Annotated in this window: 12 protein-coding genes, 1 tRNA gene and 1 pseudogene; 12 read left to right on the top strand and 2 right to left on the bottom strand. The window is 70.7% G+C overall.

All coding sequences use genetic code 11. The annotated features are described in order from the left end of the window. The 6 genes and pseudogenes from gidA to ACIQ6S_RS08650 form a co-directional block, all read left to right on the top strand. Positions 1-736, top strand: a pseudogene (gidA, locus tag ACIQ6S_RS08675) (tRNA uridine-5-carboxymethylaminomethyl(34) synthesis enzyme MnmG); the annotation flags it as partial. A gap of 127 nt (positions 737-863) precedes the next feature. Continuing rightward, positions 864-1,958, top strand: coding sequence for an HD domain-containing phosphohydrolase (locus tag ACIQ6S_RS08670; protein WP_397608012.1), 1,095 nt, complete (start codon positions 864-866; stop codon positions 1,956-1,958). Then, positions 1,955-3,337, top strand: a complete 1,383-nt coding sequence (locus ACIQ6S_RS08665) for a sensor histidine kinase (protein ID WP_397608011.1) — start codon at positions 1,955-1,957, stop codon at positions 3,335-3,337. Before ACIQ6S_RS08670 ends, ACIQ6S_RS08665 begins: the two co-directional genes overlap by 4 nt. A 114-nt stretch (positions 3,338-3,451) precedes the next feature. After that, on the top strand, positions 3,452-3,700 hold the full coding sequence (locus tag ACIQ6S_RS08660; RefSeq protein ID WP_397608010.1) for a hypothetical protein: 249 nt from the start codon (positions 3,452-3,454) through the stop codon (positions 3,698-3,700). Then, positions 3,697-5,613, top strand: coding sequence for a putative bifunctional diguanylate cyclase/phosphodiesterase (locus ACIQ6S_RS08655; RefSeq protein ID WP_397608009.1), 1,917 nt, complete (start codon positions 3,697-3,699; stop codon positions 5,611-5,613). Before ACIQ6S_RS08660 ends, ACIQ6S_RS08655 begins: the two co-directional genes overlap by 4 nt. 27 nt (positions 5,614-5,640) lie before the next feature. Then, a complete protein-coding gene (locus tag ACIQ6S_RS08650; protein ID WP_397608008.1) occupies positions 5,641-7,053 on the top strand; it encodes an alpha-amylase family glycosyl hydrolase in 1,413 nt (470 codons plus the stop codon). Here ACIQ6S_RS08650 and ACIQ6S_RS08645 read toward each other — a convergent pair. Continuing rightward, a complete protein-coding gene (locus ACIQ6S_RS08645; protein ID WP_397608007.1) occupies positions 7,016-10,636 on the bottom strand; it encodes a hypothetical protein in 3,621 nt (1,206 codons plus the stop codon). The two genes, ACIQ6S_RS08650 and ACIQ6S_RS08645, sit on opposite strands and share 38 nt — an antisense overlap. A 179-nt stretch (positions 10,637-10,815) precedes the next feature. Between ACIQ6S_RS08645 and ACIQ6S_RS08640 the strand changes: the two genes are divergently transcribed. The 3 genes from ACIQ6S_RS08640 to ACIQ6S_RS08630 all read left to right on the top strand — a co-directional run bounded on the left by ACIQ6S_RS08640 (position 10,816) and on the right by ACIQ6S_RS08630 (position 13,359). After that, positions 10,816-11,982 (top strand): FG-GAP-like repeat-containing protein, encoded by a 1,167-nt coding sequence (locus tag ACIQ6S_RS08640; RefSeq protein WP_397608006.1) that lies wholly within the window; start codon positions 10,816-10,818, stop codon positions 11,980-11,982. Positions 11,983-12,013: 31 nt separating this feature from the next. After that, positions 12,014-13,204: a serine hydrolase domain-containing protein gene (locus tag ACIQ6S_RS08635; protein WP_397608005.1), complete on the top strand. Its 1,191-nt coding sequence runs from the start codon at positions 12,014-12,016 to the stop codon at positions 13,202-13,204. A 78-nt stretch (positions 13,205-13,282) separates the two neighbouring features. Next, positions 13,283-13,359, top strand: a tRNA-Arg gene (locus ACIQ6S_RS08630). 126 nt (positions 13,360-13,485) lie between these two features. On the opposite strand, the gene ACIQ6S_RS08625 is transcribed toward ACIQ6S_RS08630, so the two are convergent. Continuing rightward, positions 13,486-14,271 carry a DODA-type extradiol aromatic ring-opening family dioxygenase gene (locus tag ACIQ6S_RS08625; protein WP_397608004.1) on the bottom strand — a complete coding sequence of 262 codons (786 nt, stop codon included), beginning with the start codon at positions 14,269-14,271 and terminating at the stop codon, positions 13,486-13,488. Positions 14,272-14,405: 134 nt separating this feature from the next. Here ACIQ6S_RS08625 and ACIQ6S_RS08620 point away from each other — a divergent pair, with 134 nt between their 5' ends. The 3 genes from ACIQ6S_RS08620 to ACIQ6S_RS08610 are packed head-to-tail and all read left to right on the top strand — an operon-like array spanning position 14,406 to position 17,256. Then, entirely contained in the window at positions 14,406-15,167 is a 762-nt protein-coding gene (locus ACIQ6S_RS08620) for a hypothetical protein (protein ID WP_397608003.1), read from the top strand. 2 nt (positions 15,168-15,169) lie between these two features. Next, entirely contained in the window at positions 15,170-16,024 is an 855-nt protein-coding gene (locus ACIQ6S_RS08615) for a hypothetical protein (protein WP_397608002.1), read from the top strand. Then, on the top strand, positions 16,021-17,256 hold the full coding sequence (locus ACIQ6S_RS08610) for an MFS transporter (RefSeq protein WP_397608001.1): 1,236 nt from the start codon (positions 16,021-16,023) through the stop codon (positions 17,254-17,256). The genes ACIQ6S_RS08615 and ACIQ6S_RS08610 overlap by 4 nt, the downstream gene beginning before the upstream one ends.

Here is a 17,256-nt window from a genome sequence, read left to right as displayed (position 1 = left end):
GCAGGGCCTTCTGGCCGGCCTCAACGCCGCGCGTTTCGTGCAGCAGAAGGAGGCGTGGACGCCGCGCCGCGACGAGGCCTATCTCGGCGTGCTGGTCGACGACCTGATCACCCACGGCACCACCGAGCCGTACCGCATGTTCACCTCGCGCGCCGAGTACCGCCTGCAGCTGCGCGAGGACAACGCCGACTTGCGCCTCACGCCCACCGGCCGCGAGCTCGGTCTGGTCGACGACGCGCGCTGGGCAGCCTTCGAAGCCAAGCGCGAGGCCATCGAAACCGAGACCGCGCGTCTGCGTGGCATCTGGGCGGCACCGAACAACGCCCTCGGCCGCGCCTTCGAGGCCGCCACCGGCCAGCCCATCTCTCGCGAGACCCACGCCCTCGACCTGCTCAAGCGCCCCGAGATCGACTACGCCGCACTCGTGGCCGTCGACGGCCTGGGGCCGGGCGTGGCCGACGCGAAGGTCGCCGAGCAGGTGCAGATCACGGCGAAGTACGCAGGCTACCTCGACCGCCAGCGCGAAGACATCGAGCGCCAGCGCCGCCACGAGACCACCGCCATCCCGACGGGCTTCGAGTACCGGGGCATCAGCGGCCTGTCCGCCGAGGTGGTGGCCAAGCTCAGCGCCGTGCGGCCGGAGACCATCGGCCAAGCCCAGCGCATCCCCGGCATCACGCCGGCCGCAATCTCGCTCCTGCTGGTCCACCTCAAGCGGGACGGCCGGGCCGCGTAGGGCGTCTCCCCGGGCCTCGGTCGCGCACGGTCCGGGGCGGGGGTGTGACGGAAATTCGCAGGTCCCTCATTCCAATCCAACGGGGCCGTGGCATCCTCGGCATTCCCCCCTCGGTTGGGAGTGCGCCATGTCCATGCACGACGAACTGCAGTTCGCGGCGGAAGGTCCGGACGACGACCGGGACCTCGCGCCCGTCACGCCTTGGAAAGTCGCTGTCGTCGACGACGACGAATCGGTCCGCGCCATCACCCGCCTCGCGCTCGGCCAGCTGAAGGTCGACGGCCGCCCGCTCGACCTGCTCGAAGCGTCGAGCGCCGAGGAGGGCATCGCGCTCTTCGCCACCCATCCCGACATCGCGCTCGGCCTCATCGACATGGTGATGGAAGAGCCCAGCGCCGGCCTGCGCGTGATCAGCGCGGTGCGCGAGCAGCAGGGCAACCATCGCACCCGCCTCGTCGTGCGCACCGGCCAGCCGGGCCATCTGCCCGAAGACCGCGTCATCCGCGACTACGACATCAACGATTACCGCGAGAAGACCGAGCTTTCCGCGCAGAAGCTGCGCACGGTTGCGCACAGCGCCATCCGAAGCTTCCGCGACATCGTCGACGTCGAAGGCGCCTTCCACGGCATGGTCGAGCTGCTGTCGCGCGTGGTGGATGAATCGCTGGCGGAATACTTCCCGCATGCCATGGCCTCGGCGGAAGTGGCGGCCGAGCTCGGTCGGCTGGCGGGCCTGCCGGCCACGCGGGTCGAAGCCGTCCGGCACGCCGCCGTGCTCCGCGACGTCGGCCTGATGCGCCTGCCGCAAGGTGTCCGAAACGCCTTGCTGCAGTACGAATCCCTGGACGGCGAGGGTCGCCAGGCGGTGCTCGAGCACCCGCAGGTCGGATCGGGCCTGCTGGACCGCCTTGCCACCGTCGAAGGCCGCCTGGCCGCGCAGCTGGCGCGCGAGCACCACGAGCGCTGGGACGGGCAGGGCTTTCCGAAGGGCTTGCAGGGCGAGGCCATCGGCCTGGAAAGCCGCGTGCTCGCCATCGCCAACTTTTTCGACGCCCACCTGCTGCCGCAGCCGGAACGCGAGGCCCTGACGCCCGACGCCCTGCGCGCCGCGTTGCTCGCCGCAGCCGGGCAGGCCCTCGACCCCGCGCTGGTCGAACGGGCGCTGGCGAACTTCGAAGCCCTCTTGTCCGTCCGGGCGAAGGCCCGCGCCCTGGCCAAATGAGGAACGCGCGGGACGGCCTGCTGCTGGCGCTCAGCGAGGCCACGTACATCGACGACGGTGACGTGGCCCAAAGCGCGCGCGCCATCACCGCCGCCGCCCTCGAGGGTCTCGGTATCGACCGCTGCGGCGTGTGGATGCGCGCCGGCGACGGCCGGTCCATGCGCTGCCTGCACCTGTGCGACCTCGCCGACGGTGGCCACCGGGAAGGCCCGGAGATCGAACTCACGGCCACGCAGTACCCGCGCTACTTCGAGGCGCTGGGCCGCGAACGCGCCATCGTCGCCGACCACGCGGCGACCCATCCCGACACGGCCGAGTTCGCCCATGGCTACCTCGACGTGCTGGGCATCCATTCGATGCTCGACTGCCCGGTGCGCCAGCACGGCCGCATGGTCGGCATCCTGTGCGCCGAGCACCGGGGGGCGCCGCGCGCCTGGACGGACGACGAGGTGGGGTTCCTCGGCAGCCTCTCCGACCTGTTCGGCCGCGTGCTCACCGCGGCCGAGCGCCGCGACTACCAGCAGCGGCTGGAGGCACTGAACGCTTCGCTGGAGGAGCGCGTCGCCGAGCGCACGGCCGAGTTGCGCGCCGCGCTCGACTACCTCGAGAAGGCCCGCAGCCACCTCGTCGAGCGCGAGAAGATGGCCGCCCTGGGCCAGCTCGTGGCCGGGGTCGCGCACGAGATCAACACCCCGGTGGGCGTCATCGTCACCGCGGTCAGCCACTGCGCGGGGCTTCTGGCGCAGCTGCGCGAAGCGCAGGCCGGCGGCACGCTGACGCGTTCCAAGTTCGAAGCCGGCCTCGCCGAGGTCGGCGCCGGCCTCGACATGGCCCAGCGCAACGCGGTACGCGCGGCCGGGCTGGTGGAGAGCTTCAAGCGCACCGCCGCCGACCAGACGCACGACGTGCGCAGCCGTTTCGAGCTCGGCAAGACGCTGGCCGATGTCCTCACGACGCTGTCGCCGATGCTGCGCCGGCGTGGCGTCCACGCCCACCTTGCCGAGGTGGCGGCGGTCGAGTGCGACAGCTATGCCGGCAGCCTTGCGCAGGTCGTCACCAACCTCGTGGTGAATGCCTGCCTCCATGGCTACGGCGAAACGCCGCCGGCCGACGCCCGCATCGACCTCGAGGCCGGGCAGGACGGCGGCATGGCTTGGCTTCGCGTGACCGACGCCGGCGCAGGCATGCCCCCGGACGTTCTGCAGAAGGCGTTCGAGCCGTTCTACACGACGGCGCGGATGCGCGGCGGTACGGGCCTCGGCCTCAGCATCGTCCGCACGCTGGTGGAGCGCACGCTGGGCGGCGAAATCCGCATCGAGACCTCGGCGGGGGGCGGTTGCCGGGTCGACGTGCGCTTCCCCTGCCAAGCGCCGGCCTGAGCCTCCTGTGAGCCGATGCTGCGCCGCACCGCGCCGTAGTGCGGCTCGGTGCGCTTGCGCGGCGCTTCGAAGGGCCGCACCCTGCGCGCTGGACCCCTCCTCCAGGAGCCTGCAATGAGTGAAACCACCGCCACCGGACGCGGCAGCACCGGCAACGTCATCGCCGCCGTCTGCAGCTTCTTCATCCCCGGCCTGGGGCAGCTGGTGCAAGGGCGCATTTTCTGGGCGCTGGTCTGGTTCGCCTCGGCCTGTGCCATGGCCGTTCTGACCTTCATCTTCACCCTCGGGATGGCGCCGTTCGGCTGGGGCCTCGTCAGCATCCTCTCCTGCGTCCACGCGGCTCTCTACAAGCCCGCGGCGTGATCCCCCGTTCCACCCACGCTGGCGCCGTGCGCGATTCGCTGCTCGCGCTGCAGTCGCGGCGCGTGCGCCAGCTGATCCTGCTGCTGATGGCGGCGCTGGGCGTGTTCGCCGTCATCAACCTGACGCTGCTCGAGGCGCGTGTGCAGGCGCCGCTGGTGGCCGGTATCTCGCTGCTCGGCGTGGCGCTGTGGATGCAGCAGCGGGGCCGCGTCGAGCAGTCCCTGATGATGGTGCTGTGGGTGATGACCTTCGTTGCCACCGCGATGATCTGGATGCGCGGCGGCATCCGCGACCTCGTGGTGCTGGCCTATCCCTGCATCCTGGTGCTGGCGGCGATGGCGCTCAGCCCGCGGCGGCTGATGGTGCTGGGTGGCACGATGGTGCTGTCCCTCGCCCTGCTGGTGTGGAGCGAGATCAGCGGCTGGTACCAGCCCAACGTGCCGCCGGTCGGGCCGTGGAGCTTCATCAACCGTGCCTTGATCCTCGTGGTCGTCGCCGTGATCGGCCGGACCATGGCCCGCGACCTGCAGGCCGCGGTGTCGCGCGCCGAATCGGAAAGCAGTCGCGCCAAGGACAGCGCCGTGCGCCTCGCCTTCCTCGTTCAGCACGATGCGTTGACGGGCCTGCCGAACCGCCTGCTCGTGCAGGACCGCTTCGCGCAGGCGCTGGCGCGCGCGCGCCGCGACGGCAGCCCGCTGGCGATGCTGGTGATCGACCTCGACGATTTCCGCCGCGTCAACGATTCGCTGGGCCACGGCGTCGGCGACGCCGTGCTGCAGCGCATGGCCGAGCGCCTGCGCGTGCTCGCCGCCGATACCGACACCCTCGGCCGCCTTGGCGCCGACGAGTTCGTGGTGGTGAGCACCGAGCTGGCCGATGCCGAGGCGCTGGCCGTGTTCGCGCAGCGGCTGCTCGACGGCCTCGCCGAGCCCTTCGAACGCGACGGCCTGTGCATCGCCTGCGGCAGCTCGATCGGCATCGCTCGCTTCCCACACGACGGCGACACCTTCGAGACCCTGCTCAACCGCGCCGAGGCGGCGATGGCGCGTGCCAAGGCCGACGGCCGCAACGCCTTCCGCTTCGCCGACGCGGAAGTGGACCTCGACGTCGGCGAGCACCTGCGGCTCGTCTCCGAGTTGCGCGCCGGCATCGATCGCGGCGAACTCGAGCTGCACTACCAGCCCATCGTGCACCTCGCCAGCGGCCGCGTCGGCGCGGTCGAGGCGCTGATGCGTTGGCGCCATCCGGAGCGCGGGCTGGTCTCGCCGGGAGCCTTCATTCCCTTGGCCGAGCGCAGCGGCCTGATCCACCCGCTCGGCGCCTGGGCGCTCGAAGAGGCCGCGGCCCAAGCCCGTCGCTGGGAAGCGCGCGGCCTGCCGCCACTGGTGGTTTCGGTGAACGTCTCGCCGGTGCAGCTGGCGCAGGGCGAGCTCGATGTCGTGGTGCAGCGCGTGCTCGCGGCCAACGCGCTGCCGGCCAAGCAATTGCTTCTTGAACTCACCGAATCCAGCCTCGTCGGCGATGCCGAGCCGCTGCGCAACCGCATCGCCCGTCTTCGCGCGATCGGCGTCGGCCTGTCGATCGACGACTTCGGCACCGGCTATTCCAATCTCGGCTACCTGCAGCGCTTCGACGTGCAGGCGCTGAAGATCGACCAGCGCTTCGTGCGCGGCCTGGCCGACGGCCCGCAGGGCGAGGCCATCGTCCGCGCGATCGCACAGCTCGCCGCCAGCCTCGCTATCCGAACGGTTGCCGAAGGCATCGAAACCGCCGACGAGGCGCAGCGGCTGCAGGCCCTGGGTTGCGATGCCGGCCAGGGCCACTGGTGGGGCGATGCGATGCCCGCCGCCGTCTTCACCCGCTGGTATGCGGAGCGCTTCCCGGGCCACGCCGCGCAAGTCGCGCAGCGCTGAGGCCGGCACTCCTCGCACGCGCAAGCCATGGCCGACGAGCCGCTGCCCTTCGCGCCCACTGACGCGCACCGCGCGGCCAGCGCGGCGGCGGCCGATGCCGCACGCCATGCGCCGTCGCCCGCGCCGGGGCCGGCCACGCCCGAGTGGGCGAAGGATGCGGTGATCTACCAGATCAACACCCGCCAGTTCACGCCCGAAGGCACTTTCACCGCCGCACAGGGGCAGTTGCCCCGGCTGAAGGCCCTCGGCGTCGACATCCTGTGGCTGATGCCGATCCATCCCATCGGCGTCGAGCATCGCAAGGGCCCGCTCGGGAGCCCGTATTCGGTGCGCGACTACTTCGGCGTGAACCCGGAGTTCGGGACCGAGGCCGACCTGCGCGCCTTCGTCGCCGCGGCGCACGCGGAGGGCATGAAGGTGATCCTCGACTGGGTGCCCAACCACAGCGCCTGGGACAACCCGCTCCGCACCGAGCATCCCGACTGGTACAAGCGCGACTGGAAGGGCGATTTCCGCCCCACGCCGTGGTGGGACTGGAGCGACATCATCGAGCTCGACTATTCGCAGCCCGGCCTGCGCGCCTACATGCAGGCGGCGCTGCGGCACTGGGTAGTCGATGTCGGCATCGACGGCTTCCGCATGGACGTCGCCGGTTTCGTGCCGCTCGATTTCTGGGAGCAGGTGCGTCGCGAACTCGACGCCGTTCGCTCGGCGGCGCAGGGCGGTGTGTTCCTGCTCGCTGAATGGGAATCGCGCGATCTGCACGACCATGCCTTCGACGCCAGCTATGCGTGGAGCTGGTACGACGCCGTGCACCGCATTGCCCACGGCAAGGCCGACACCAACGCCCTGCACGTCTACTACTCGTGGAACGAGAACTTCTGGCCGGCGCATGCGCTGCGCATGACCTTCACCAGCAACCACGACAAGAACAGCTGGGAAGGCACCGAGTTCGAGGCCTTCGGCGAGGCGCTGCCGGCGGCAATGGTGCTGAGCTTCGTCGGCGAGGGCATCCCGCTGGTCTACAACGGGCAGGAAGCGGCCTACGACAAGCGCATCGAGTTCTTCGAGCGCGATCCGATCGTCTGGCGCGAGCATCCGATGGCGGACTTCTATCGGCGCCTGATCGACCTCCGCACGGCGAACACCGCGCTGCACGCCGGGCGTTGGGGCGCGCGCATGGTGCACGTGCCTAGCGACCGCCAGGGCAAGGTGCTGTCCTTCGTGCGGCAGAACGGCCGCGACAAGGTGTTCGCCGTCTTCAACTTCAGCGCCGAGGCGCAGACGGTGCACTTCCACGACGGCCCGCAGGCGGGCGATTACACCGACTGGGAATCCGGCAAGCGCATCACCGTGCGCGAGGGTGAACCGATGACGCTGCCGGCTTGGGGCTGGAAGGTCTTCATCGGCACTCGGCCGGCGCCGGCCCAACGCGGCTGAGCGGGATGTCGCCGGTGCGGCCGGCGAGTTCGCCGACGGTGAAGCGGTAACTCAACGTGCCGGTGGTGCAGCCGGTGAACTCGATCGTCGCTTCGCCGACCTGCCGGATGCTTGTGGCCTCGTTGCGGTCGAAGCGGCCGCCGGTCGTCTCGAAGATCGGCGCGGCGTCGATGCGAGTGGCCGCCGGATTGATGTTGCCCAGTTGCAGCGTGTACCAGCGGTAGTCCGCCGGGCCGCTGGCCGCGAAGGTGTACCAGGCGCCGAACAGCTGGCGATCCGTCGGGTTCAGTTCGAACAGCAGGCCTTGGCCGGCCGTCGCCGGCTCGTACCACGCGCCCGAGTTCAGGAAGCCGCGCGGGGCGTTCGCCACCGGCGTGGTCTCGTCGCAGGACACGTTCGAGAGCAGGCGCTGCAGCACCACCTGGCCGCTGCGCAAGCCGCCCGCCGCGTTGAATTGGTAGTCAAGCACGGCCTCGGTGCAGGAGCTGAACGTCAGCGTCGCCGTGCCGAGCTGGACAGGCGCACCGGCGGCCGCACCGTTGTCGAAGACATTAGCGTTCGGCCTGCCGATCGTGAGTGGGAACACCCGGCCGTCGACCGTGCCGGTGCCTTCCAGCGCGTACCAGTCGTGTTCCGCCACGCCGCCGATGGTGCCGGTGTAGGTGAACCAGCCGGCGAACAGGTAAGGCGCCGCGCCGCCGCGTGCGGCGCTGGTGTACATCTCCACCATCAGGCCCTGGCCGGCGGTGGCCGGTTCGAACCACGCGCCCGAAAGGTCGAACTGGTCGGCCGTCTGCGGCCGCGGGCTGGCGGCCGTGGTGGATTTGAACTCGGCGCTGACGCCACCAATGCTGAGCGTGGTCGTCGTGGTAACGCTGGCGCGCGAAGCACTGGTGTGGCGCAGGCACACGGTCTGCCCGTTGGTGATGCTGGCCGCCGCGCTGGTATAGGTGCCGGTACAGCCCACCGAATGCGTGCCCTCGCTGATGCTCAGCGGTGCTGGAACCGTAAGGCCGCTGATCGCCACCGGCGCCGAGGTCACCGTGCTCGCAGGCGGCACGCCGGCCTGCGCCGCGAAGGCGAAGGCGTCGGGAACCGTGTCGCCACCGTCGTTGCTGGCGCCGCCGGACGCCGTGGTCGAGGTGAAGGGTACGGCCAGCGTGCCGACGACCAGAGTGGTCGTGACGCTGGTGTTTCCGGTCTTCGCGCTGGTGTGGCGCACGCAGATCGCGGTGCCGTTCACCAGCGTGCCGGCCGTGGCGGTGAAGCTGCCATCGCAGCCCAGCGAGTATTCGCCGCTCTCGACGCTCACCGGCGTGGCCGTGTTGATGCCGCCGATCCGCGCGGCGCCGGAGACCACGGGCACGCCAAAGCCGATGTCGGTAACCGACGACGGTGATGAACCCCCCGGAAGCTGGAAGGCGTCCGGCGTGGTGTCGGGGATCAACGTGCCATGGTTGGTGAGGTGGAACGTGATCTCGCCGAAGGCGCCCCTCGCCGTGGCGCGAACGAGGTAGCTGCCCGGCGTGGTGCGCGCCGTCGCCGTGATGCTGCATTCGCCGTTCGCATCGGTGGTGCATTGGCCGCCATTGCCGAGCGTGGCCGACACCGTGCCCGGGGCCGCGGTGAAGGTGATCGTCTGGTTGGCGAGGGCGGCGCCGGCAGCAGCGCGCGCACGCACGCGCAGTGGTTGCGCGAAGGTGACGCCGCCGTCGGCACCCTGGTTGTCGCCCGACACGCGCTCGAGGCGCAGCGTCGGAACGGCGAAGATCCTGAACGGGCGAGCCTTCAGCAGCGGGCGCGCCGCGTTCGCGACATCGAGGTAGAACCTCAGGCTGCCGTCGGTGAAATTGGCCGGCAGCGCGAACACCAGTTCGGTGCTGGCGCTGCCACCCGGGGCCACCGACACCTCGGCGGCGGGCGACCACGACATGGCCGGCAGGCTGGTTCCGTCCAACGGTTCGACAAGCAGACGGAAAAGCGTGGCCGCGGCGCACTGCGCCGGGTCGTCAGCGTTGCTCACGTCGATGCGCAGACGCTTGCTTTGCCCGGCCATCGCGTTCGGCGTGAGGTCGGTCACCTGCACCAGCGGTCGCGTGCGGCCGCAGGGGTCCAGGTCGATGCGCACGCGCGCCTTGGCCGCGTCGGCCGACAGCAGCTGCACGCGGATGCCGGTACCGGTTTCGTCGTAGGTGTCGCCCAAGCCCAGCGAGGCGTCGTCCCAGGTGGTCGTGGCCGGCGTCAGGTCGATGAGGGTGTTGGTGTCGGTGGTCAGCTGCACGCGCGGGCCCACTCGGCTGCCCAGAGAGGCGTCGAAGCCGAACGCGGTGCGGTACTCCACGTACATTCGGCCGCTGCCGAGGCGCGGGATGCCCAGCGCCTTCACCTGCGTGGCGGCGGTGGCGTAGGGGAACACGTCGTACTCGCCGCTGTGCGTCACGGTCTGCAGGCCCTGCGTGCCGGTGCGTTCCTCGATGTAGTCGAGGTAGGTCTTCGCCCCCGGATGGAAGTGGCCCGAGCTGGCCACCCCCATCACGTCGAAGGGGCTGCCATATTCCTTGCGCTCGCAGCCGGTGGTGTCGGCGTACTGGCCGTTGGTGCAGCGGAACCCCACGGCGTGGCCGATGCCCAACACATGCCCGACTTCATGCGCGACCACCCACAGGCCGTTGTCGCCGTTGAGCCAGAAGTTGCCGCCACCCCCAAGGCCAACCCAGGCGCAGTCGATGCCCGGGAAGGCGAAGGCGACGATGTTGTAGCCCGAGAGATCGACACCCGCGGCCGTCGCCGCGGCGATGGCCTCGTTCTGGATGCGGGTGTAGGGGCAACCGGCCTTCGGGCTCGGCATGGTGTACCAGCCGAACACTTGGAACGTGGTCGTTTGCTTGCCGTGGCTCACCTCGTTGTACCAGCGCGTGTTGTCCTCCATCGCCGATTCCATCTGCGCCTTTGTCCACGGCGTGCGAGTGTCATCGCTGAAGTTCACCATCAGCAGGGCGATGCGCGCACTGGCGTAGAGGTTCGGCGCCTTGGCCTGGGCGCGCGGCAGCACTTCGACGGCGTCGAGCGCGAGGATGGCGTCATCGATGCGCACCGCATTGGCGATGCGAACGCGGCGGTTGTTGGGCAGTCCGCGAAGGACCGTCATGCCGAAAAGGTCGTAGCGCTTGCCGTCGACGGTGAGCACGTGCTCGTCCCAACTGCGGCCGCGTTCGAAAGCGTCGAAGTGGTAGACCGCGAGCTCGCCTTCGACGTCCGTCATGCGGGCCTCGACCGCGTCGCCGACCACTGCGCGTGCAGCGTCGGCCCGTGCATCGTCGAGAAGCAGAGCAGCGGCCTGCGATGGCTTCACTTCCAGCAGTGCGCGCAGGGCGCCGAGGCGCTCCAAGGCCGCTGCGCGGGCGCTGGGGTCGTCCTTCGCGGCCAGCGCGGCATCCAGTGCCGCGCCGGCCTCGCGGACTTCGATCGCGAGGGCGGCGATCGGACGGGTAGGCGCGGACGCAGGGTTCGCGCTGGCGGCGGCCGCGAGCCACAGGGCGAAGGCCGGCAGCAGGGCGGCGGCGGGTCGGAAGGTGCGGGCCATAGGGGGGGCTCCGGACAGCGAGGCGGGCAGTGGAACACACGTTTTGACAGTTCACACGGTTGGGGCGCGCTCGGGCTCTGCGGAGCGTGGTGCCGATCACAGTCCGCCGGGGCGCGCCGGTGCGCGCGAGCCTCACGGTCCGGCGCCGACACTGCGGCGTCGCTCTGCCGGAAACCGCCATGCGCCCCACCGACCCCCGCAACGCCGTTCTCGTGACCTTGCTGCTCGGCGCCAGCGTGCCCACCCTTGCGTCCCCTTGGACCCCGCGCTCGGATGCGCTGCCGCCCGGCCTGCTTGCGGGCCTGTCGATGGACGCCAAGGCCGGCGATGTCGACGGCGACGGCGATGCCGACCTGGTGGTGGCGATGGAGTGGGCCCCGGTGCAGGTGCTGTTGAACGACGGCCGCGGCCGCTTCAGCGTCGACCCCACGCGCGTGCCGCAGACCACGCACGACCACGAGGAGGCCGCACTCGCCGACCTCGACGGCGACGACGACCTCGATCTCGCCATCGTCAGCGAGGACGACCGCGCCGCCGAGCTCTGGCTCAACGATGGACGCGGCCGCTTCACCATCGCTGCCTTCGACGCGGCTTCCGGAGCCGTCGGCAACGGGATCATCGCCGTGGACGTCGATGCCGATGGCGACCGCGACCTCGTCACCGCCAATGCCGACGGCGACCGCCTGCTGCGCAACGACGGCCGTGCGGGGTTCACGCATGACCGCGATGCGCTGCCGCCTGTCGACGGCATCTCGCAGGACGTGATCGCCGGCGACGTCGACGGCGATGGCGACGCCGACCTGGTATTCGGCAAGGAGAACGGCGCACGCCTGTTGCTCAACGACGGCAACGGCCGCTTCGCGCTCGCGCCGGTGGCGCAGTGGCCCGCACTGGCGGACGAAACGCGCAAGGTGGGCCTGGGCGATGTGGATGCCGATGGTGACCTCGACGTCTACCTCGCCAACACCCGCTTCAGCCGCCCGCAGGCCGACGCGCAGGACCGCCTGCTGCTCAACGATGGCCGCGGCCGCTTCAGCGACGTCACCGCGACGCAGCTGCCCACCGACACGCAGAACGGCTTCCACGGCGACCTGCACGACCTGGACGGCGATGGCGACCTCGACCTGCTGAGCGCCGACGTGGTGTTCGGTGCGCCGCAGCCCTCGCCGGTGCGTGCGCTGCTCAATGACGGCACGGGGCGTTTCGCCGCGGCCCCCGCCAGCCTGTGGCCGACGACGATCCGCGGCCCGCTGTTCGACAGCGTGATGCTCGACGTGGATGGCGACGGCCGTGCCGAACTTTTCCTCGCGATGCGCGCCGCGCCGGACGTGTTGCTGGCACGCTGAAGCGTCCTGCGCTCCGAACCCGAGACCCTCGATGCTCCGATTGCTCTCTGCCCTGACCCTCGGCCTCGCGCTGTGGCTTCCGTCCGACGTTCGCGCCGAAGCGCCGCCCCTCGATGCCGCCTACGTGCCGCCGCGCGGCGCTTGGGCCGAGTGCCCGCCGAGTGAGTGCGGCTTCGATGCGGCGAAGCTCGCCGAGGCCGTGGCGTGGGTGCAGACGCAGGAGAACCCCGCGCCGCGCGACCAGACCGCCGCGTGGGTTCGAAGCTTCGGCCAGCGCGAGCCCTGGTTCGGCGGCATCCTCGGGCCGATGGCGCCGCGCGGGCCGGTCAGTGGCGTGGTGATCCATCGTGGCCGCGTGCTCGCGCAGTTCGGCGAGCCGGGCCGCGTCGACATGTCGCACAGCATCACCAAGAGCGCGCTCTCCGCCGTGGTGGGCTTGGCCTGGCAGGACGGCCGTATCGACCCCGACGCGCCGGTGGCCGCAGCGATGCCGCCGGGTGTCGACCTGTTCGCCGATGCGAAGAACGCGTCGATCACCTGGGAGCACCTGCTTCGGCAGACCAGCGACTGGCAGGGCACGCTGTGGGGCAGGCCGGATTGGGCCGACCGCCCGGTGGGCGACACCCCGGAAGACTGGCCGAAGGCACCGCGCGCCGCGCCGGGCACGGTGTACGAGTACAACGACGTGCGCATCAACGTGCTGGCGTTGGCGGCGCTGCACGTGCACCGCGAGCCGCTGCCGGTGGTCTTCCGCGAGCGGATCATGGACCCGATCGGCGCGTCCTCGCGCTGGCGTTGGGAGGGCTACCGCAATTCCTGGCTCGCGCTCGACGGCCAGCGGATGCAATCGGTGTCCGGCGGCGGCCACTGGGGTGGTGGGTTGTTCATCGACAGCTGGGACCTCGCGCGCTTCGGCCTGCTCTACCTTCGCGAAGGCCGCTGGGGTGAGCGGCAGCTCATCGATCCGGCGTGGATCGCGCGCTCGCGCACGCCCGGCACCGCGAACCCCGCCTATGGCTACGCCAACTGGTTCATCAACACCGGGCGCAAAACCCTGCCGTCGATGCCCGAGAGCACGGTCTACTTCGTCGGCAACGGGATGAACGCGGTGGTGATCGACCGCGAGCACGACCTCGTGGTGGTGGCGCGCTGGATCGACGGCGACCCGGCGCTCGACGGCTTCCTGAAGCGCCTGCTCGCGGCTCGAAACCCTGCGCCCTGAGGCCCGGCGGCCGGCCGGGGCCGGCCTCGGCTATACTGCGCGCCTGCCGTGGGTCGCCCGGCAGTCGCTGCACACCACGCGCCCGTAGCTCAGCCGGATAGAGTAGTGGCTTCCGAAGCCATTGGTCGGGGGTTCGAATCCCTCCGGGCGCGCCACTTCGTGGCACCCCCTTCGTGATTTCCCGCCCGCGCCAGCAGCGCGGGCGTTCGGAACCGCGCGACGCTGTGCGTCGCAAGCCGCGGTTCCTCACCCCTCCGGGCGCGCCACTTGGTGGCACCCCCTTACGCGAACACGAAGGCGTGCATCGACAGCGCGCCGTAGCGATACCCGCCCTCCAGCCGCGTGACCGTTATCGACTCGCCCGCTGCCGCGCGGGCGAAGGGCAGCGGCAGCAGGTGCTCGACGGTGGGATGGGCGCGAGCGAGGCCCGGCGTGGTCATCAACCCTTTCGCGAAGGCGGCCGCATCGCTGCCGCCCGCCAGCGCCGCGCTCACTGATTCGACGAAAGCCTGCGCTTCGGGCGATGGCCGTTCGCCGGCCGCGGGATCGAGTTCGTAAAGGTTGTGCGTGAGGCTGCCGGAGCCGATCACCAGCACGCCGTCCTCGCGCAGCGGTCGAAGCGCGGCGCCCAGCGCGGCGGCGGTGCGCGCATCGAGGTTGGCGGGCATCGAGAGCTGCACCATCGGCACGTCGGCCTGCGGGTAGAGATGCCGCATCGGCACCCAGGCGCCGTGGTCGAAGCCGCGCTGCGGGTCGATCGTCGCGGCCATCCCGTGGTCCGCCAGCAGGGCCTGCACGCGCGCGGCCAGTGCCGGCTCGCCGGGGGCGGGGTACTGCAGGGCGTACAGCGGCGCGGGGAAGCCGCCGAAATCGTGGATCGTGCGCGGGGCATCCGCACCGGTGAGCCACAGGCCGCGCGTCATCCAGTGCGGCGAGAGCAGCAGCACCGCGCGCGGCGTGGGCAGGCGAATGGCGAAATCACGCAGCGCCGCGCCGGCGGCGCCGGGCTCGAGCGCGAAGGTCGGCGCACCGTGCGAGAGGAAGAGGGTGGGGAGTCGTGTGGCCATGCGGGCAGTGTCGGTGGCCGGCCCCCGCCCCGCGAGCGCGGCAGGGCAACGCTCCGTTGCAAGCCTCCGGGGCATCGCGCAATGTGGCGGGCGCGTCGCGCACCGCCTGCCGTCGCATCCTTTGGGGGGATTCCATGCTGCTTTCCAGTGTCGATGGCACGCTGCTCTTCCTGTCGGTCGACGTGGTCGGCTCGACGCCCTTCAAGCAGGCGCACGCGGCCGATTCCGGCTGGATCCCGCCCTTCGCCCGCCTGTTCCGCGAGTTCCCGCTCGTGTTCACCGGCGAGATCGGCATGGCCTTCGCCGATGCGGAGGAGTTGGTGCCCTTCGGCGTGTGGAAGGTGATCGGCGACGAGATCGTCTTCGTGGCTGCGCCGCGCACGCGGCAGGACGCCCAGCGCGTGCTGCGCGGTTTCGCCGCCGCCGTGGCGCGCTACAGCGGCACGCTCGAAGCCGACTACGGCCTGAAGCTGCGCGGCATCGCTTGGAGCGCCGATCTCTCCGGCCGCAACATGAAGGTGGAGATCCCCGAGATGTCCGGCGGCCCCGAGGGCGGCGTGTACGTCGACGTGCTCGGCCCCGACATCGATTTCGGCTTTCGCCTCGGCAGCCATGCCGAAGGGGCCGAAGTGGCGCTCTCGTACCCGCTGGCCTTGCTGATGCTGGAGCTCGGCGACACCGAGGCCGTGCGCTGGCTGGGCCTCGGCGTGCTGAAAGGCGTGCTCGGCGGCCGCGCGCTGCCGCTCTTCCTGCTGCGCCACGACCGCGCGCCGCGCGGGCTGGCCGTGACCGCCGCGCAGATGAACGCGCATGTCGATGAATTCCTCGCCGACCTCGGCGAATTGCGCCCGCAGGCGCCGCCGCGGGTGACCCTGCCCGACGAAGCGGGCGCCTGAGCATGGCGCATCGTTCGCCGCGCGAGGGCGCCACGCCGGCCCTCGACCGCGCCACCTTGGCCGCGCTGCTGGCCAAGCACGCGCCGGGCCGCTACCGCATCCGTCCGCTGTTCGAGGCCGTGGTGGTGTTCGTGGCGGTGATGCTGGCCACCTTCATCACCGTCAGCTTCATCCACCTGCGCGCGCTCGAGGCGCAGAAGCAGGAAATCCGCCAGGGCCTGCTGCGCACCGCGAACGTGCTTTCCACGCTGGTGGACGTGGAAGCGCATCGCGGCTTCGACCGCGCCGACATCGAAACCACGCCGGGCTTCATCGCCGCCGAGCAGCAGCTCATCCGCGCCAAGCAGGCCGACCCGCAGATCGCCTTCCTCTACACCGCCGTGCTCGACGGCGACACCGTGCGCTTCGTGCTCGATGCCACGCTGCCGCCGCTCGCCGGCGAAGAGGACACGCGCGTGGCCCTGCTGCAGGCCTACGACGACCCGCCCGCGGAAATCGTCGAAGCCCTGCGCAGCGGCGAAACCCGCGCGAGTGCGGAGCCCTACACCGACGAGTGGGGCAGCTTCGTCAGCGCCTACGTGCCGCTGCGCGACGCGAACGGCCAGGCCATCGGCGTGCTCGGCCTCGACCTTGAAGTGTCGGCGTACCTGGCTCGGCTCGAACCCATCGAGCGCGCCACCCGGCGCGCGCTGGTCACCGCCTTCTTCATCGCCTTCCTGATGGGCTCGGCGGTGTGGTTCCTGCGCCGCTTCATCCTCGTGCTGCACCACCGGCGCAACGCGCTCTACGACGACCTGCGGGCCATGCAGGCGCGGCTCGACGCCGGCCACGACGACGCCACGGGCCCCTCGGCATGAGCGACGCCTCGCAGCGGGCGGCGATCGCGGCGGCGCTGATCGTCCTCGCCAGCCTGCTGCAGGCCATCTCCGTCGGCATCAATGCGGTGATCTTCCCGACCGCGCTGGAAGGCTATGGCATCGACAAGAGCGTGATCGGCGTGGTGATGGCGGTCGAGTTCGTCTCGGTCTTCATCGTCAGCGGGGCGCTGGGCCGCTTGCTGGGCCTCGCCAGCCTGTACAGCTGGCTGCTCGTTTCCACCGCCATCCGCCTGCCGGCCCTGCTGCTGCTCACGTATGTGGTCGATGTGCCGCACTGGCTGCTGTTCGTGGCGCTGCACGGCTTGGGCAACGTGCTGTTCGCCACCCTGCTGCAGACCTGGATCAACAGCATTCCCTTCGAACGCGCGCGCGGCCTGTCGATTGCGATGTACGGCACCGCCATCTCGGTGGGCCTGGCGCTGGGCCCGGTGCTGGTGAACCAGCTCGACACCGTCGGCGCGCTGCTGGTGCCCAGCGTGCAAGCCATCGATGCGCTGGCCGACACCCACCTCGGCCTGCACCCCGACGAACTGGTGACCGAAACGACGCGCATCGCGCTGATGCTGAGCGCGATGCTGAGCACGCTCGCCGCGCTGCCGCTGCTGCTGGGCCGCGTGTTCGCGCCGCGTTTCGAGCGGCCCGGCCAAGGCCGGCTGCTGCCCACGTTGCGGCAGGCGCCGGCCGCGATGTTCGCGCTGGCGCTCACCGGCGCCACCATCCTCGGCCTGCAGGGCTTCATCACCCTGTACGGCATGAACAACGGCCTCGCCTTCGAGCAGGCGGCCCTGCTGCTCTCAGCCTTCATGCTCGGCGCCATCGCGCTGGAGATGCCGGTGGCCTGGGTGTCGGACCACTTCGACCGCCGCTACGTGATGATGGCCCTCGTGCTGCTCTCGCTGGTGGCCGCCGTGGGCCTGCCCATGGCCATCTACGACCTGTGGCTGGCGCGCGGCCTGCTGTTCGTGTGGGGCGGCGTGATGGGCGGGCTGTATTCGATCTGCCTGACGGTGATCGCCGAGCGCTTCGAGGGCGACGCGCAGGTGGCCGCCAACGGCATGGCCTCGATCATGGAGGCGCTGGGCGGCATCTTCGGCATCCTCGCCATCGGCGTGGCCATGCAGGCCTTCCAGGTGGATGGTTTGCCCTATGTGCTGATGTTCGCCTGCGTGCTGTATTTCACCTTCGCGCTCACGCGCTACCCCATCCGCTGA

Source organism: Silanimonas sp., assembly GCF_044377035.1.
Classification (GTDB): Bacteria; Pseudomonadota; Gammaproteobacteria; order Xanthomonadales; family Xanthomonadaceae; genus Silanimonas.
This window is presented reverse-complemented; position numbering and strand designations above follow the sequence as displayed.

Bases quoted from the DNA above. Each gene is read 5' to 3' on its own strand.
- ACIQ6S_RS08615 (WP_397608002.1), top strand. From the start codon at position 15,170: ATGGCGCATCGTTCGCCGCGCGAGGGCGCCACGCCGGCCCTCGACCGC.
- ACIQ6S_RS08660 (WP_397608010.1), top strand. From the start codon at position 3,452: ATGAGTGAAACCACCGCCACCGGACGCGGCAGCACCGGCAACGTCATC.
- ACIQ6S_RS08625 (WP_397608004.1), bottom strand. From the start codon at position 14,271: ATGGCCACACGACTCCCCACCCTCTTCCTCTCGCACGGTGCGCCGACC.
- ACIQ6S_RS08645 (WP_397608007.1), bottom strand. From the start codon at position 10,636: ATGGCCCGCACCTTCCGACCCGCCGCCGCCCTGCTGCCGGCCTTCGCC.
- ACIQ6S_RS08650 (WP_397608008.1), top strand. From the start codon at position 5,641: ATGGCCGACGAGCCGCTGCCCTTCGCGCCCACTGACGCGCACCGCGCG.
- ACIQ6S_RS08620 (WP_397608003.1), top strand. From the start codon at position 14,406: ATGCTGCTTTCCAGTGTCGATGGCACGCTGCTCTTCCTGTCGGTCGAC.
- ACIQ6S_RS08640 (WP_397608006.1), top strand. From the start codon at position 10,816: ATGCGCCCCACCGACCCCCGCAACGCCGTTCTCGTGACCTTGCTGCTC.
- ACIQ6S_RS08670 (WP_397608012.1), top strand. From the start codon at position 864: ATGTCCATGCACGACGAACTGCAGTTCGCGGCGGAAGGTCCGGACGAC.
- ACIQ6S_RS08635 (WP_397608005.1), top strand. From the start codon at position 12,014: ATGCTCCGATTGCTCTCTGCCCTGACCCTCGGCCTCGCGCTGTGGCTT.
- ACIQ6S_RS08610 (WP_397608001.1), top strand. From the start codon at position 16,021: ATGAGCGACGCCTCGCAGCGGGCGGCGATCGCGGCGGCGCTGATCGTC.
- ACIQ6S_RS08665 (WP_397608011.1), top strand. From the start codon at position 1,955: ATGAGGAACGCGCGGGACGGCCTGCTGCTGGCGCTCAGCGAGGCCACG.